At 54.7% G+C, this 14,854-nt stretch carries 16 protein-coding genes; 7 read left to right on the top strand and 9 right to left on the bottom strand.

Annotated elements, in window-relative coordinates; genetic code table 11:
- Positions 1 to 171 precede the first annotated feature (171 nt).
- The 3 genes from rpsI to zapE all read right to left on the bottom strand — a co-directional run bounded on the left by rpsI (position 172) and on the right by zapE (position 2,425).
- The gene (gene rpsI / locus IM303_RS14395) at positions 172 to 564 is read right to left on the bottom strand and encodes a 30S ribosomal protein S9 (RefSeq protein WP_003860436.1); all 393 of its coding nucleotides are present in this window, start codon (positions 562 to 564) and stop codon (positions 172 to 174) included.
- Between the two features lie 15 nt (positions 565 to 579).
- Entirely contained in the window at positions 580 to 1,008 is a 429-nt protein-coding gene (rplM, locus tag IM303_RS14390; RefSeq protein WP_006178824.1) for a 50S ribosomal protein L13, read from the bottom strand.
- A 292-nt stretch (positions 1,009 to 1,300) separates the two neighbouring features.
- A complete protein-coding gene (zapE, locus tag IM303_RS14385; RefSeq protein WP_041907841.1) occupies positions 1,301 to 2,425 on the bottom strand; it encodes a cell division protein ZapE in 1,125 nt (374 codons plus the stop codon).
- Between the two features lie 189 nt (positions 2,426 to 2,614).
- On the opposite strand from zapE, the gene zapG reads away from it, so the two are divergent.
- The 3 genes from zapG (at position 2,615) to degS (ending at position 5,711) form a co-directional block, all read left to right on the top strand.
- Positions 2,615 to 3,013 carry a Z-ring associated protein ZapG gene (zapG, locus tag IM303_RS14380; RefSeq protein WP_010436126.1) on the top strand — a complete coding sequence of 133 codons (399 nt, stop codon included), beginning with the start codon at positions 2,615 to 2,617 and terminating at the stop codon, positions 3,011 to 3,013.
- Between the two features lie 170 nt (positions 3,014 to 3,183).
- Positions 3,184 to 4,551: a serine endoprotease DegQ gene (gene degQ / locus IM303_RS14375; protein ID WP_193360040.1), complete on the top strand. Its 1,368-nt coding sequence runs from the start codon at positions 3,184 to 3,186 to the stop codon at positions 4,549 to 4,551.
- 92 nt (positions 4,552 to 4,643) lie between these two features.
- A complete protein-coding gene (gene degS, locus IM303_RS14370) occupies positions 4,644 to 5,711 on the top strand; it encodes an outer membrane-stress sensor serine endopeptidase DegS (RefSeq protein ID WP_028014593.1) in 1,068 nt (355 codons plus the stop codon).
- A gap of 88 nt (positions 5,712 to 5,799) precedes the next feature.
- Here the strand turns inward: degS and mdh are convergent, their stop codons facing one another.
- Entirely contained in the window at positions 5,800 to 6,738 is a 939-nt protein-coding gene (gene mdh, locus IM303_RS14365) for a malate dehydrogenase (RefSeq protein ID WP_028014594.1), read from the bottom strand.
- A 397-nt stretch (positions 6,739 to 7,135) separates the two neighbouring features.
- Between mdh and argR the strand changes: the two genes are divergently transcribed.
- The 3 genes from argR to yhcN (IM303_RS14350) all read left to right on the top strand — a co-directional run bounded on the left by argR (position 7,136) and on the right by yhcN (IM303_RS14350) (position 8,621).
- Positions 7,136 to 7,606 (top strand): transcriptional regulator ArgR, encoded by a 471-nt coding sequence (argR, locus tag IM303_RS14360; protein ID WP_008502836.1) that lies wholly within the window; start codon positions 7,136 to 7,138, stop codon positions 7,604 to 7,606.
- 374 nt (positions 7,607 to 7,980) lie between these two features.
- A complete protein-coding gene (gene yhcN / locus IM303_RS14355) occupies positions 7,981 to 8,244 on the top strand; it encodes a peroxide/acid stress response protein YhcN (protein ID WP_014885423.1) in 264 nt (87 codons plus the stop codon).
- Positions 8,245 to 8,354: 110 nt separating this feature from the next.
- Entirely contained in the window at positions 8,355 to 8,621 is a 267-nt protein-coding gene (gene yhcN, locus IM303_RS14350; protein ID WP_028014595.1) for a peroxide/acid stress response protein YhcN, read from the top strand.
- A 61-nt stretch (positions 8,622 to 8,682) separates the two neighbouring features.
- On the opposite strand, the gene IM303_RS14345 is transcribed toward yhcN (IM303_RS14350), so the two are convergent.
- The 5 genes from IM303_RS14345 to aaeX form a co-directional block, all read right to left on the bottom strand.
- Positions 8,683 to 8,955 carry a barstar family protein gene (locus IM303_RS14345; protein WP_028014596.1) on the bottom strand — a complete coding sequence of 91 codons (273 nt, stop codon included), beginning with the start codon at positions 8,953 to 8,955 and terminating at the stop codon, positions 8,683 to 8,685.
- Positions 8,956 to 9,000: 45 nt separating this feature from the next.
- The gene (locus IM303_RS14340; RefSeq protein WP_028014597.1) at positions 9,001 to 10,455 is read right to left on the bottom strand and encodes an NAD-dependent succinate-semialdehyde dehydrogenase; all 1,455 of its coding nucleotides are present in this window, start codon (positions 10,453 to 10,455) and stop codon (positions 9,001 to 9,003) included.
- 89 nt (positions 10,456 to 10,544) lie between these two features.
- Positions 10,545 to 12,512, bottom strand: coding sequence for a p-hydroxybenzoic acid efflux pump subunit AaeB (gene aaeB, locus IM303_RS14335; protein WP_047367037.1), 1,968 nt, complete (start codon positions 12,510 to 12,512; stop codon positions 10,545 to 10,547).
- 5 nt (positions 12,513 to 12,517) lie between these two features.
- A complete protein-coding gene (gene aaeA, locus IM303_RS14330; protein WP_028014599.1) occupies positions 12,518 to 13,450 on the bottom strand; it encodes a p-hydroxybenzoic acid efflux pump subunit AaeA in 933 nt (310 codons plus the stop codon).
- 7 nt (positions 13,451 to 13,457) lie between these two features.
- On the bottom strand, positions 13,458 to 13,661 hold the full coding sequence (aaeX, locus tag IM303_RS14325) for a p-hydroxybenzoic acid efflux pump operon protein AaeX (RefSeq protein WP_003860416.1): 204 nt from the start codon (positions 13,659 to 13,661) through the stop codon (positions 13,458 to 13,460).
- Between the two features lie 179 nt (positions 13,662 to 13,840).
- On the opposite strand from aaeX, the gene aaeR reads away from it, so the two are divergent.
- Positions 13,841 to 14,767, top strand: coding sequence for an HTH-type transcriptional activator AaeR (aaeR, locus tag IM303_RS14320; RefSeq protein ID WP_028014600.1), 927 nt, complete (start codon positions 13,841 to 13,843; stop codon positions 14,765 to 14,767).
- Positions 14,768 to 14,854 lie beyond the last annotated feature (87 nt).

Raw genomic sequence — 14,854 nt, 5'->3', positions numbered from 1 at the left:
GAAAATTGGATGATAGTTTACCAGATTTTGATGGCTTTGTGGTGAGGGGATGCCGGAAATGTGGAAAAAGAGAAGATATATGAAATGTTACTGTGGATAACCTGCGCATTATCCATAAAAAAACCCGCCGAAGCGGGTTTTTCGCCAATCGTTCTGCGTAAGCAGAATGGATTAACGTTTGGAGAACTGTGGACGACGACGTGCTTTACGCAGACCCACTTTCTTACGTTCAACCTGACGAGCGTCACGAGTAACGAAGCCAGCTTTACGCAGTTCAGAACGCAGGGATTCGTCGTACTCCATCAGAGCGCGGGTGATACCGTGACGGATCGCACCTGCCTGACCGGAGATACCACCACCTTTAACGGTGATGTACAGATCCAGTTTTTCTACCATATCAACCAGTTCCAGCGGCTGGCGAACTACCATGCGGGCAGTTTCGCGACCGAAGTACTGTTCCAGAGAACGCTGGTTGATTACGATTTTACCACTGCCCGGTTTGATGAAAACGCGAGCTGCGGAACTTTTGCGGCGACCAGTGCCGTAGTATTGATTTTCAGCCATTGCCTATAATCCCGATTAGATGTCAAGAACTTGCGGTTGCTGTGCCGCGTGGTTGTGCTCGTTGCCTGCGTAAACTTTCAGTTTACGGAACATAGCACGACCCAGCGGGCCTTTTGGCAGCATGCCTTTAACCGCGATTTCAATCACACGCTCAGGACGGCGGGCAATCATCTCTTCAAAGGTCGCTTCTTTGATACCACCGATGTGGCCGGTGTGGTGGTAGTACACTTTGTCAGTACGCTTGTTGCCGGTAACAGCAACTTTGTCAGCGTTCAGAACGATGATGTAATCACCGGTATCAACGTGCGGAGTGTATTCCGCTTTATGCTTACCGCGCAGGCGACGAGCCAGTTCAGTAGCCAGACGGCCCAGAGTTTTACCGGTCGCGTCAACAACATACCAGTCGCGCTGTACGGTTTCTGGTTTAGCTGTAAAAGTTTTCATTAAAAGCTTACCCAAATAATAAGTTACACGTTGGTGAACACCCAAACGTTTAGTCAGTTGAGGTTCACACGACAAAGTCCGGCAAACCTACCCCTTCGAATAGCACATGCCGACACATAGAAAGTTTCGGGAAAAAAACCTTCTCGTAACGTGGGGTCGCAAGATTATAGAGAAGTTGAGGTCAAAGATCGACCCTTAAATGTGATTTGGAATGGGTTTTTCGGGGGGCGCGTTTGTGCGGTCTGGCACCCTCACCCCCAGCCCCTCTCCCCGTGGGAGAGAGGAGCATTGATTAGGGCATATGCTCACGCTTAAGATACTCTTCGCTCTGCATCTCTTGCAGGCGCGAGAGGCAGCGCTGGAACTCAAACTTCAGCCGCTCGCCCTGGTAGATCTCATATAAAGGCACCTCGGCGCTGACGACAAGCTTGACGTGGCGCTCGTAAAACTCGTCCACCAGCGCAATGAAGCGCCGCGCTTCGCTCTCCATCAGCCGCGTCATCACCGGCACATCCAGCATCATCACGGTGTGGAACAGGCGCGAAAGCGCAATATAGTCATGCTGGCTGCGGGCATCCACGCAGAGCGTCGCAAAAGAGACCGCCAGCGTCTGGTTTTCTACGCCAAGGGTGGGTAACGGGCGATGGTTAATCTCCAGCGTCGGTGCGTTTTCGCGTTTTGCGCCCGCCAGCGCCAGCCAGAGTTTATCCATCTCGCGAGCGGTATCGGCGTTTAACGGCGAAAGCCACAGGTGCGCCTGCGTTAACGTGCGCAGACGATAATCGACACCGGCATCGACATTCATGATGTCGCAATGCTGTTTGATAGCATCAATAGCCGGCAGGAAACGCGCCCGCTGCAGGCCGTTGCGATAGAGTTCATCCGGCGGGATATTCGACGTGGCAACGAGCGTGATCCCGCGGGCAAACAGCGCTTTCATCAGCCCGCCTAACAGCATGGCGTCGGTAATGTCAGAAACAAAAAACTCATCGAAGCAGAGCACGTCCGTTTCCGCCTTGAACCTGTCAGCCACAATCTCCAGCGGATCGCTTTTGCCCTGCAGCGCTGTAAGCTCTTCATGCACCCGCAGCATAAAGCGATGGAAGTGGAGGCGCTGTTTACGCTCCCCCGGCAGGCTGAGATAAAACAGATCCATCAGCCAGGTTTTTCCGCGACCGACGCCGCCCCACATATATAAACCGCGCACCGGAGCCTGAGCCTGCGGCGCTTTTTTGCCGAGCAGTCGGCCAAACGCCGCTTTGAGCCCACCACTCTGTTCTACTTCAGCAGGTTTTGCCGTGAGCGCCTGATAAATCATCTCCAGACGGTTTACCGCCTCACGTTGAACGTCATCAGGCTGATGAGTACCCTCATTCAGGGCCAGTTGATATCGCGATGCAGGGGACAGGATTTGCATAATCTTATTGTTATTCCTTCAATTAATGCTCATCAGCAGGCGTGACTGATGAAAAAAAGGCCGTTCTACACTACGCGATGATACGTCAGGATTCCACTTCTGCGGAAATAGCGGTTATAGTGGCATTATCAGGCACAGGCAGGAGCCGAGCCAACACCCTACGGAACAACAAGACAACGGGAGAAGTTCATGACCTGGGAATATGCGCTAATCGGTTTAGTCGTCGGCATCGTGATCGGTGCTGTGGCCATGCGTTTCGGCAACCGCAAATTGCGTCAGCAGCAGTCACTGCAGTACGAACTGGAAAAGAATAAAGCAGAGCTGGAAGAGTATCGCGAAGAGCTGGTCAGCCACTTTGCCCGTAGCGCTGAGCTGCTGGACAACATGGCGACCGACTACCGTCAGCTGTATCAGCATATGGCGAAAAGCTCCAGCAGCCTGCTGCCGGAAATGACCGCGGAGACTAACCCGTTCCGCAACCGTCTGGCCGACTCAGAAGCGGGTAACGATCAGGCTCCGGTTCAGATGCCACGCGACTACTCTGACGGCGCGTCCGGCCTGCTGCGCGGTGGCGCAAAACGCGATTAATCGCACAACATAAATATATTTTACGGGCGCATCTCTTGCGCCCGTCCTTTCTTCCCGTCCCCAGCTATTATTTAGTCAAACACCTCATTGTTCAGCGGTATAAAATTCAATAACATCATCATGATTTTGGGCCGTTCTTCTTTCATTCCAGGATACGAGAGTCAGCATCAATGAAGAAAAAAAACCAGCTGTTGAGCGCTATAGCGTTAAGTGTCGGGTTATCTCTCTCGGCGTCCTTCCCTGCCGGTGCGGCGCTGCCTTCGCAGGTGCCGGGACAGGCAGCCACTCCCAGCCTCGCGCCAATGCTGGAAAAAGTGTTGCCCGCGGTCGTGAGCGTTCAGGTAGAAGGCACGGCGGTTCAAAGCCAGCGCGTACCGGAAGAACTGAAAAAATATTTTGGCGATGAGTCCCCCAACCAGCAGGCTCAGCCTTTTGAAGGCCTGGGCTCTGGCGTCATCATTGATGCGGCTAAAGGCTATATCCTGACCAACAATCATGTCATCAGCCAGGCCGATAAAATCAGCGTCCAGCTGAACGATGGTCGTGAATTTGATGCCAAACTGATTGGCGGCGATGATCAGAGCGACATCGCGCTATTGCAGGTGCAGAACCCGAGCAACCTGACCCAGATTGCCATTGCGGATTCCGACAAGCTGCGCGTCGGTGATTTTGCCGTCGCCGTGGGCAACCCCTTTGGTTTAGGTCAAACCGCCACCTCCGGCATAGTCTCGGCGCTGGGACGCAGTGGTCTGAATCTGGAAGGTCTGGAAAACTTCATCCAGACCGATGCCTCAATCAACCGGGGCAACTCCGGCGGGGCATTACTCAACCTTAACGGCGAGCTGATTGGCATTAACACGGCAATTCTGGCTCCGGGCGGCGGCAGCATTGGGATTGGCTTTGCGATCCCGAGCAATATGGCTAAAACGCTGGCGCAGCAGCTAATCCAGTTCGGCGAAGTCAAACGTGGACTGCTGGGTATTAAAGGCATGGAGATGAGCGCGGATATCGCGAAAGCGTTCAATATCAACGTGCAGCGCGGTGCGTTTGTCAGTGAAGTGCTACCAAACTCCGGCTCGGCAAAAGCAGGCATTAAATCGGGCGATGTGATCGTCAGCCTTAACGACAAGCCGCTGAGCAGCTTTGCTGAACTGCGTTCGCGTATCGCCACCACCGAACCGGGGGCCAAAGTGAAGCTGGGCCTGATCCGTGACGGTAAGCCGCTGAACGTCGATGTGACGCTGGATAAAAGCACCTCGTCCTCTGCCAGCGCGGAGCTTATCGCCCCGGCGCTGCAGGGAGCAACGTTAAGCGATGGGCAGTTGAAAGACGGTACGAAAGGCATTCGCCTGGACACCGTCGAGAAGAGCAGCCCTGCCGCGCAGGCCGGATTGCATCAGGAAGATGTCATCATTGGCGTGAACCGCAATCGCGTGCAGTCCATTGCCGAACTGCGCAAGGTGCTGGAGAGCAAACCGGCGGTCATTGCCCTGCAGGTCATGCGTGGCAATGAGTCTATCTACATTCTGTTGCGCTAAGCATTTGCGATCCCGGACATCACCGCTGCGTGTGATGTCCGGATAACTCATGTTATGCTGCAAATCGTTCCTTTTTTCACGACACGCGCATCATGCTTTTAAAGCTCTTACGTTCCATTGTCATCGGTTTGATTGTCGCTGGCCTGCTGCTGCTGGCGATGCCGTCTTTGCGTCAGTTTAATAAGCTGTCTGCCCCCCAGTTCGACAGCACGGATGAAACGCCGGCGACCTATAACCAGGCCGTTCGCCGTGCCGCCCCTGCCGTGGTTAACGTTTATAACCGCGGCCTCAACAGCTCAGCACATAACCAGCTTGAGATCCGCACCCTTGGCTCCGGGGTGATTATGGACGAGCGCGGCTACATTATTACGAACAAACACGTGATCAACGATGCCGACCAGATCATCGTCGCCCTGCAGGATGGCCGCGTGTTTGAGGCGTTGCTTGTGGGTTCAGACAGCCTGACCGATCTGGCCGTGCTGAAGATTAACGCCACGGGCGGATTGCCGGTCATTCCGATCAACCGTAAACGTACGCCGCACATCGGCGATGTGGTGCTGGCGATCGGTAACCCGTACAACCTGGGCCAGACCATCACGCAAGGAATTATCAGCGCGACCGGTCGAATCGGCCTCAACCCGTCAGGACGGCAGAACTTCCTGCAGACGGATGCGTCAATCAACCACGGCAACTCCGGCGGCGCGCTGGTCAACTCGCTGGGCGAACTGATGGGCATCAACACCCTCTCGTTCGATAAAAGCAACGACGGCGAGACGCCGGAAGGGATCGGCTTTGCTATTCCGTTCCAGCTGGCGACCAAGATTATGGATAAGCTGATCCGCGACGGACGCGTGATCCGCGGCTATATCGGTATCGGCGGGCGCGAAATTGCGCCAATGCATACTCAGGGCGGCGGTATCGACCAGATTCAGGGCATCGTCGTCAACGAGGTGGCACCGGGTGGCCCGGCGGCTAACGCGGGGATTCAGGTTAATGATGTCATCGTGTCGGTCAACGGCACGCCGGCAGTCTCTGCCCTGGAGACGATGGACCAGGTGGCCGAAATTCGCCCTGGCTCGATCATCCCTGTGGAAATCATGCGCAACGATAAGAAAATGACGCTGCACGTGACGATTCAGGAATACCCGGCAACAAATTAGCCCCATAAAAAAACCGAAGCGCTTACTGGCTTCGGTTTTTTTGCCGGGTGGCGCTAACGCTTACCCGGCCTACGGGAGACACTTCGTTTTACTTGTTAACGAACTCTTCACCCAGAGTGATATCTTTCTTCAGCGTGTCCAGCATGCCTTCCATCGCGTTTTGCTCAAACGCGCTCAGCGTACCGATAGGCTTACGCTCTTCAATACCGTTTTTGCCCAGCAGCAGCGGCTGAGAGAAGAAGCGGGCATGTTCACCGTCGCCTTCAACGTAAGCACATTCAACAACGCCTTTCTCGCCCTGCAGGGCGCGAACCAGTGACAGACCGAAACGTGCAGCCGCCTGGCCCATAGACAGGGTTGCAGAACCGCCACCCGCCTTCGCTTCCACCACTTCGGTGCCCGCGTTCTGGATTCGTTTGGTCAGGTCAGCCACTTCCTGCTCGGTGAAGCTCACGCCCGGGATCTGCGACAGCAGAGGCAGAATAGTCACGCCAGAGTGGCCGCCGATAACCGGCACTTCCACTTCTGTTGGCTGTTTGCCTTTCAGCTCAGCAACGAAGGTGTTGGAACGGATGATATCCAGCGTGGTCACGCCGAACAGTTTGTTTTTGTCGTACACACCCGCTTTCTTCAGCACTTCGGCTGCGATAGCAACGGTGGTGTTCACCGGGTTAGTGATGATACCGATGCATGCTTTCGGGCACACTTCAGCGATCTGCTGCACCAGGTTTTTCACGATGCCCGCGTTGACGTTGAACAGGTCTGAACGATCCATGCCTGGCTTACGCGCCACGCCTGCAGAAATCAGGACCACGTCAGCACCCTGCAGCGCAGGACGCGCATCTTCACCGGAGAAGCCTTTGATTTTTACAGCGGTCGGGATGTGGCTCAGGTCAACCGCCACGCCTGGGGTTACCGGAGCAATATCGTACAGGGAGAGTTCTGAGCCTGAAGGCAGTTGGGTTTTCAGTAGTAGGGCAAGCGCCTGGCCGATACCACCAGCAGCGCCGAGGACTGCGACTTTCATCCTAAACTCCTTATTATGGTTAACTTAAGTATCTGTAAATCCGTTGCCGCGACCTTAAATCAGCATGTCTTTAATTACAATTTTCGAAGCTAAAGAATTTGAGGTCACACGACTTTATCTCTCACCAGAAAGCTATCTGACGACAGATGGCAACGAATTAAGAGGTGGTTACAATACACCCTGCCACGCCACCAAAACAACATCATTTTGATAACATTTAATTTACTTTTAAGCTTATTTGCGCGGCGTGACCCAGGCATGTTTTCTGATAACGAAATCTGATAAAATCACTCCCTTTCATAACATTATTTCAGCCTGCCGTTGAGCAGATAATTTGCATAAAAATTCATCCACATGCATAATAATGTTGTTTCTTTCGTCATATTCCGGGTGACTTATGCGAAGCTCGTCTAAGCAAGAAGAATTGGTAAAAGCGTTTAAGGCGCTACTTAAAGAAGAGAAATTCAGTTCTCAGGGAGAAATTGTTCAGGCGCTGCAGGAACAAGGCTTCGATAACATCAACCAGTCGAAAGTCTCCCGCATGTTAACCAAGTTTGGCGCGGTGCGTACCCGCAACGCCAAGATGGAGATGGTCTATTGCCTGCCGGCTGAACTTGGCGTGCCGACCACCTCCAGCCCGCTCAAGAATTTGGTTCTGGATATCGACTATAACGACGCCGTTGTGGTCATCCACACAAGCCCGGGTGCCGCGCAGCTGATTGCCCGCATGCTGGACTCGTTAGGTAAAACAGAGGGTATCCTTGGCACCATTGCCGGTGATGACACCATCTTTACCACCCCGGCTAGCGGTTTCTCCGTGAAGGATCTCCACGAAGCGATTCTGGTTCTGTTCGAACAGGAACTGTAATGCGCTTTCCCCGTAGCGCCGCTGCGGGGATCATTCTGCTCTCGCATCATTTCCCCCTTTATTTCACTGCCCTTGCTTTGACGATTAGTGCTTTTTACCACTCATTAACATTCATCCAGTGAATAGCAATCCCGCAAATCGCACAAAAAATCAAAAAGCATTATCCCTATGATTTTCTTATAAATACCAGCAAAAATTGCTCATAAAACACCCAACATTATGCAATTAGGTTATAAAAAAAAGCGTGTTTAACACGTAATAACAAGGGAAACCATTAGTCTGGTATTAATTTTTTACGTTATTAGTGTATACTTGATTTTGTGATGAGGGTCACGAAACAAGACCCCACTAAAAAATTCGACGAGGTAAGAATCATGAAAATCAAAACTACTGTAGCGGCGCTGAGCGTCCTGTCTGTCCTGTCCTTCGGTGCTTTCGCGGCTGACGCTATTAATGCTGACCAGGCGCAATCCCGTGAGGCAATCGGTACGGTTTCTGTCGGCGCTGTTGGCACGTCTCCAATGGACATGCATGAGATGCTGAACAAAAAAGCGGAAGAAAAAGGTGCGTCATCCTATCGCATTATCGAAGCGCGTTCCGGTGACCACTGGCACGCCACCGCCGAGCTGTACAAATAAGTTTAAGTAATCACTGAAGACATAACTCTCCACTCAACGGCACCAGGCATAAAAATAGCAGTTCAACCCTTCTCGCCGTTGAGCAAAAAACCTGTTCAGGAGTAAAGACTATGAAAACCAAATTGATCATCGCAACCCTGGGTCTGGCATCCGCTCTCTCTTTCGGCGCAAGCGCAGCCGTACAGCAAGTGAATGCCGATCAGGCACAAAATCTGCAGCCAATGGGCAGCGTCTCCGTGACGTCAGTCACCGGCTCCCCGATGGACATTCGTCAGGAGCTTGCCGCCAAAGCTGAAAAAGCAGGCGCCAGCAGCTATCGCGTCACCGAACTGAATCAAGGTGACCACTGGCACGCCACGGCTGAACTGTATAAATAAACCCTCGTCGTATCTCATCATACGACTTGCCCCTGGCCTCGTGGTCAGGGGCTTTTTTCATTTAATGCCGCGCGTTAAAGCGAAGCTGACCTTCAAGCTCTTCCTCCGCTTCATCGAAGAGTAATATCAGCGCGCCGAAACGTCTGCGCAGCTTATCGGGCAGATGGATAAACTCAATCTCCAGCGGTAGCGGCAGCATGCTGCCGGTGACCACGTCCCACAGCGTATCCAGATTGGTCACGCTTTCCCGTTCAAGATCAAACGCCCGGATAAATTCCCGATAAAAGTCTTCCTGACTGTCGATTTCGTCAAAATCAAAAGTATAGGTTTTCATTGCCAGCCACCCAGTCCAGGCGGGCGGCAGATGCCGCCCAGTCTATTATAATCCCCCGATATGCAGGGTTTTAACTTCCAGATACTCTTCCAGCCCCAGCACGGATCCCTCACGTCCAAGACCGGACTCTTTTACGCCGCCGAAAGGCCCCAACTCGGTGGAAACGGCGCACTCGTTAATGCCAATCATCCCGCTCTCGATGGCCTGTGAAACGCGGAAAACCCGAGAAAGGTTCTGGGTGTAGAAGTAAGCTGCCAGCCCGTAAGGCGTGTTATTCGCACGCTGGATGACTTCATCTTCCGAGGTGAAGCGGAAACACGCCGCAACCGGACCAAACGTCTCTTCTTCTGCCAGCTTCATGCCTTCGTGACAGTCGCCCAGCACGGTTGGCATCCAGAAATTACCGCCCAGCGGATGGGGTTTGCCGCCCGCCAGCACGGTCGCCCCTCGTGTGACAGCATCTTCAACATGCTCACGGACCTTGTCGACCGCGGCGGATTCAATCAGCGGCCCGACGACGACGCCGTCCTCAAGGCCATTCCCCACCTTAAGGGCATTAACCGCATCTGCGAGTTTATTCACAAACTTGTCGTAGACGGTTTCCTGAATGTAGAAGCGGTTCACGCTGACGCAGACCTGCCCGGCATTGCGGAATTTATTGGCAATCGCGCCTTTTACCGCAGCCTCGATGTCGGCATCCTCAAAGACGATATACGGAGCATTTCCCCCCAGCTCCATCGAGACTTTTTTCATGGTTTCTGCGGCGTTGCGCACCAGCGTTTTGCCGACGGAGGTCGAACCGGTAAAGGAGATTTTACGCACATCGTGGCTGGCCATGATCGCATCGCTGATTTCATGGGTATTTCCGGCCACCGCGTTGAGTACACCGTCGGGCACGCCCGCCTGTTTTGCCAGCGTCAGCAGCGCAAAGGCGCTGAGCGGCGTGTTATTGGCCGGTTTGATGACACCGGTACACCCGGCTGCCAGCGCCGGGCCTAGCTTGCGGGTGAGCATCGCCATCGGGAAGTTCCACGGCGTGATGGCCGCGACCACGCCGATGGGTTCACGGGTCGCCAGAATGCGCGAGCCGGGCTTGATTGGCGGAATAATTTCACCGTTCGCGCGCTTGGCCTCTTCGGCAAACCACTGGATAAAGCTGGCGGCATACTCCACTTCCCCTTCCGCCTCTTTCAGGGGCTTGCCCTGCTCGGTGGTCATTAACCGCCCGAGCCAGCTTTTATTTTCAATAATCAGTTCGTACCAGCGGTACAGAATCGCCGAACGCTCTTTCGCGGTTTTGGCACGCCATGCCGGGAAGGCTTTGGTGGCCGCTGCGATCGCTTCTTCGGTTTGCGCTTTACCCGCTTTCGCAACTTTAGCGATGACCTCACCGGTCGCGGGGTTCAGCACATCAAACGTTGTGTCCAGCGTTTTCCAGATGCCGTCGACCAGATAGCCGGTCTGAAAAAGGGTGTTGTCCTGAAGCGCCTGAGTCGTCATGTGTCCTCCCTTCCTGAATGTAAGTACGTGCTGGAATAAGTATAGCCACAAAAAAACCGGCGCTTTTGGCGTCGGTTTTTTTACTTCAGTCAGTTATCCGTGAGGGCATTCTGGTAGCGATGCAGCATAAACACCAGCCGCCCTACCGGCTCGGTCACCTGTGGCGGCGCTTGCCAGTGCTTGAGCTTTTCCTGATAAATATCCAGTTCTTCAAGCAGTTGGGTAAAGTAACGACGGCGTTTGTCGTCACTGCTGGCGGAAAGCACATGGTCGGCGGTACGACGCAGCTGACGGTGGAAGGCCGAGAGATCGTCGTTGATCGGCACCGGCGCGTTGCGCAGACGCTGGTGCGCGATGATCATGGTTAACGCCAGGCGGAACTTCGCTATGTCGCCCGGGAACTTGTTCAGCAGTAAAAACAGCTGCTGGTAGAGCGCGGGCAGGTGGTTCTCTTTACGACGCGCGGTATTGGTAGTCATCGACGACACGGCAGCCGATACAAACTGGTTCAGCAATACGCGCCCCGTCCGCGCCTGCGAGTTATCCCGGACCAGCAGAATCACCATCATCGCCAGGAAGCAGCCCACCAGCTGACCCAGCGCGCTGTCGAGGAACTGGCTGAAGTGGAAGGTCATCGGGTTATCCAGCACGATGATGTTAATCGTACTCGCCAGCGCCCCCAGCGATCCCAGGCGGCGCTTTTGCACTTCAATGCCGATAAAGAACGCCATCACCGCCAGGCTAATACAGAGCAGCAGCATGCTCTGCTGCGTCGACGGGATGATGACCAGGAAATAGAGCGCGCCTATCGGCAGCGCGGCGATGGTGCCGTAGAGGAAATCAATGGCGACCATGCGCGGGTTAGGCAGACGCATCGCCAGTGCGGTCACGACGGCAATCATCACCATCGCGCCGCTGCCGGACGTCCAGCCCGTCCACAGCCAGAACAGCGTGCCGAGCATACAGGCAAGCGTGGTACGCCAGAAGTTGACCATCGCGTGATGGCGCTCGGCAGACTCCGCCTTGATCACCACTTCGCCCTGGAGCACCTCTTCTTCCGCCGCGCTGATTTTGGTGTTACCGATCACGCCGCGCTTAAGCAGCAGATAACGCGTTGCAGCCCCAACCCAGGTGTAGATCGTCACCGGCGTCTCGCGCTCCCCGGTCCAGGCAATCACCCGGCGCATGCGCTTAAGCTGCTTATGCACGTCCTGCACGGTCTCTACCGGCTCGGCAAACAGCTCACGGAACGTATCGGTGACCGATTCCGGGCGGGTGTTCTGGATAAGATAGGTTTCGCACGCCTGGGTAATCAGCGTTAAGGAGACGGTATTCAGGGCTTTAAGGCGACGATTCGCCCGCGCCCAGCGAGACGACTCCATATTGAGGTTGCTGCGCATCCCTTCCAGCGCCTGCGTACGACGAACCAGCCCGCTCCATGCTTTATCCACCTCTTCGCTATCGCCGTGTTTAATGCACAGCTGCATCAGTTGGTACTGGGCAACGATCAGCGCGTCCAGCTCGCGATCCACCTCTTGCTTGATCGAGCGCGGGGAGAAAAGCAGGTCGGCCACGATCGCGCAGACAATACCAATCACAATCTCGCTGCAGCGCTCCACGGCAAACTGCGGCGCGAGCAGCGGTTCGCTTTGGATGGTGATGACAATGATCAGCGCGGTATAGCCCGCCAGCCCCCAGGCGTAGGAGTTCTCGACTTTTACCAGAGACGAGACCCAGGTGCAGAAGCCCGCCCAGATGCAGCAGACCATTAGCATCAGCAGCGGCGTGCGGATCATCAGAATAATAATGGTCAGCGCCGCGAAACAGCCGATAAACGTCCCGATGATACGTAGCATCCCGCGATAGCGGATCGCACCAGAGTAGGGTTCTCCACCCGCGGCGAAGGCAGGGCCCGCCGCGACAATCGCGGCGGTCAGCACCGCCCAGCGAGGGGTTTCAAGCTGGAAGTGGAAGCCAACGAACAGCGCCAGCACGATGGCGCACGCCAGCTTCACGGCGAAGCGAATGTGCTGACTGGCGATGGAAAAGATACCCATGGCGATTAACCAAACTCGCGCAGGCGATGGGCAATTTTACGGAAGAGGGAGTCCTGGCTGGCATCCCGATCTTTTTCTCCGGTGATCACCACCGTCGCCGTGGTACCCGCTGGCCACAGGTTGCCCTGCTGCTCATCCAGATGAATACGTACCGGCACGCGCTGCGCCAGACGCACCCACTCCAGGTTAGAATCCACCGTCGCCATCCCTTTGGCATCGTTAGAGCTGCTGGAGTTGGTTACCCCTGCGGCGACGCTGTCGACGGTACCTTTAAAGACGCGGTTGCTGCCAAGCGGCGTGACTTCTGCGCGATAACCCGGACGAACGCCCTCCAGCTTGGTCTCTTCCATATAGGCGAGCACGTAGAAGGAGTTCTGTTTAACCAGCGCCACGGCGGTTGAGCCACGGGTGATAAACTCCCCGGCATAGACGTTCAGGTTGGTCACCCAGCCATCGGCCGGCGCGCGGATCACGGTACGCTCCAGGTCGAGCTTCGCCAGATCGCGCGTTGCCTGCGCTTTCGCTAACTGGTGCAGCACGGTTTGCAGCACGTTGTTGGACTGGTCAATCTCTTCGCGGGACATGGCCTGAACGCCCAGCTGGTTACGACGGCCTGCCTCACGGCGTTTCTCTGCGGCCAGCGCCTGGTAATAGGCCACGTCTGCTTCTGCTTCCTCCAGCGCCTTCTGGTAACGAGGCTGGTCGATGGTGAACAGGACCTGATCTTTCTTCACCAGCTGGTTATCGTGAACGTTAACCGCCGTGATAAGGCCGGCCACGTCGGGGGCAATTGCCACCACATCGGCGCTAAAGCGCGCGTCACGCGTCCACGGTGATTCGGTGTAATAAACCCAGGCGCGAAAAATAGCGATGAACGCGAGGATAACCAGCGCCATGGTAATGGCGGTGCGGGAGATTTTTCTTGTTAGCGTTTTCACATCAACCTCAGACAAACATGCGCGATATCAGATAAAACAGGCAGCAATACAGCGCGGTATTGAACAATGCAGGGTGCCAGACGAAATCGTAGATCCCGGTCGGGACCAGCACCTTGCGCACCAGCCAGAAGATCGCCAGTGATAAAAGAAGCTCGAAAAATATCGGTGGGAACGACAGACCGAACACCACGATAACGGGAAACAGACTCATGTTGACCTTGATAAGAGAGAGTGCAGGCTTCAGAATTTTTTAGCGCACGCCATCGCAGGAGAGCTAGAAACGCAGGGCGAGAATGGCGCAGCCGTTATGTAATTAATAATATATTAACGTAACTGTTATGCTGTTATCTATCATATGTGATCTAAATCACTTTTAAGCCAGAGTGAACAATGGAACGTTTAAAACGCATGTCCGTCTTCGCCAAAGTGGTTGAACTCGGCTCATTTACCGCCGCTGCGCGCCAGCTTCAGATGAGCGTCTCATCCATCAGCCAGACGGTGTCCAAACTGGAAGATGAGCTTCAGGTTAAGCTGCTCAACCGCAGCACCCGCAGCATCGGGTTGACGGAAGCCGGTAAAATTTACTATCAGGGCTGTCGCCGCATGCTGCATGAAGTGCAGGATGTTCACGAACAACTCTATGCCTTTAACAACACGCCCATCGGCACGCTGCGTATAGGGTGTTCTTCAACTATGGCACAAAATGTTCTCGCTGCCATGACGGCGGACATGCTGAAAGAGTACCCTGGGCTTACCGTCAATCTGGTGACGGGCATCCCTGCCCCAGACCTGATCGCCGATGGATTAGACGTGGTGATCCGCGTTGGCGCGTTGCAGGACTCCAGCCTGTTCTCGCGTCGCCTCGGAAGTATGCCGATGGTGGTCTGTGCCTCGAAGAGCTATCTGGCGCAGTACGGTGTGCCCGAGAAACCTGCCGATCTCGCTAACCACTCCTGGCTGGAGTACAGCGTCCGCCCCGATAATGAATTTGAGCTGATTGCTCCGGAAGGGATCTCCACCAGGCTGCTGCCGGAAGGCCGGTTCGTCACCAACGATCCGATGACCATTTCGCGCTGGCTGGTGGCCGGCGCCGGGATCGCCTACGTGCCGCTGATGTGGGTGATCAATGAGATCAACAGCGGCGTGCTGGAGATCCTCTTCCCGCGCTATCAGTCCGATCCACGCCCGGTCTACGCCCTGTATACCGAGAAGGACAAGCTGCCCCTCAAAGTACAGGTGTGTATTAACTATCTGACCGACTATTTTGTCGACGTAGCAGAGCTGTTTCAGGGAATGCGCGGTAGAAGAAAGGAATAAGTAATTAATTTCTGAAATATCCGCGCCATTAATATTTCAGGATGAAGCCGGCCTTCATTCAGGGATATTCTTTAGCTTCTATCAGGA

The sequence above is a fragment of the Enterobacter cloacae complex sp. P38RS genome (genome assembly GCF_014930775.1).
GTDB classification, from domain to species: domain Bacteria; phylum Pseudomonadota; class Gammaproteobacteria; order Enterobacterales; family Enterobacteriaceae; genus Enterobacter; species Enterobacter bugandensis.
Note: the sequence above shows the minus strand (reverse complement) of the source record. Positions and strands in the feature narration are given on the sequence as shown.

Bases quoted from the DNA above. Each gene is read 5' to 3' on its own strand.
- IM303_RS14340 (WP_028014597.1), bottom strand. From the start codon at position 10,455: ATGACGACTCAGGCGCTTCAGGACAACACCCTTTTTCAGACCGGCTAT.
- aaeB (WP_047367037.1), bottom strand. From the start codon at position 12,512: ATGGGTATCTTTTCCATCGCCAGTCAGCACATTCGCTTCGCCGTGAAG.
- yhcN (WP_014885423.1), top strand. From the start codon at position 7,981: ATGAAAATCAAAACTACTGTAGCGGCGCTGAGCGTCCTGTCTGTCCTG.
- degQ (WP_193360040.1), top strand. From the start codon at position 3,184: ATGAAGAAAAAAAACCAGCTGTTGAGCGCTATAGCGTTAAGTGTCGGG.
- zapG (WP_010436126.1), top strand. From the start codon at position 2,615: ATGACCTGGGAATATGCGCTAATCGGTTTAGTCGTCGGCATCGTGATC.
- degS (WP_028014593.1), top strand. From the start codon at position 4,644: ATGCTTTTAAAGCTCTTACGTTCCATTGTCATCGGTTTGATTGTCGCT.
- aaeR (WP_028014600.1), top strand. From the start codon at position 13,841: ATGGAACGTTTAAAACGCATGTCCGTCTTCGCCAAAGTGGTTGAACTC.
- rpsI (WP_003860436.1), bottom strand. From the start codon at position 564: ATGGCTGAAAATCAATACTACGGCACTGGTCGCCGCAAAAGTTCCGCA.
- rplM (WP_006178824.1), bottom strand. From the start codon at position 1,008: ATGAAAACTTTTACAGCTAAACCAGAAACCGTACAGCGCGACTGGTAT.
- mdh (WP_028014594.1), bottom strand. From the start codon at position 6,738: ATGAAAGTCGCAGTCCTCGGCGCTGCTGGTGGTATCGGCCAGGCGCTT.
- zapE (WP_041907841.1), bottom strand. From the start codon at position 2,425: ATGCAAATCCTGTCCCCTGCATCGCGATATCAACTGGCCCTGAATGAG.
- yhcN (WP_028014595.1), top strand. From the start codon at position 8,355: ATGAAAACCAAATTGATCATCGCAACCCTGGGTCTGGCATCCGCTCTC.
- argR (WP_008502836.1), top strand. From the start codon at position 7,136: ATGCGAAGCTCGTCTAAGCAAGAAGAATTGGTAAAAGCGTTTAAGGCG.
- IM303_RS14345 (WP_028014596.1), bottom strand. From the start codon at position 8,955: ATGAAAACCTATACTTTTGATTTTGACGAAATCGACAGTCAGGAAGAC.
- aaeX (WP_003860416.1), bottom strand. From the start codon at position 13,661: ATGAGTCTGTTTCCCGTTATCGTGGTGTTCGGTCTGTCGTTCCCACCG.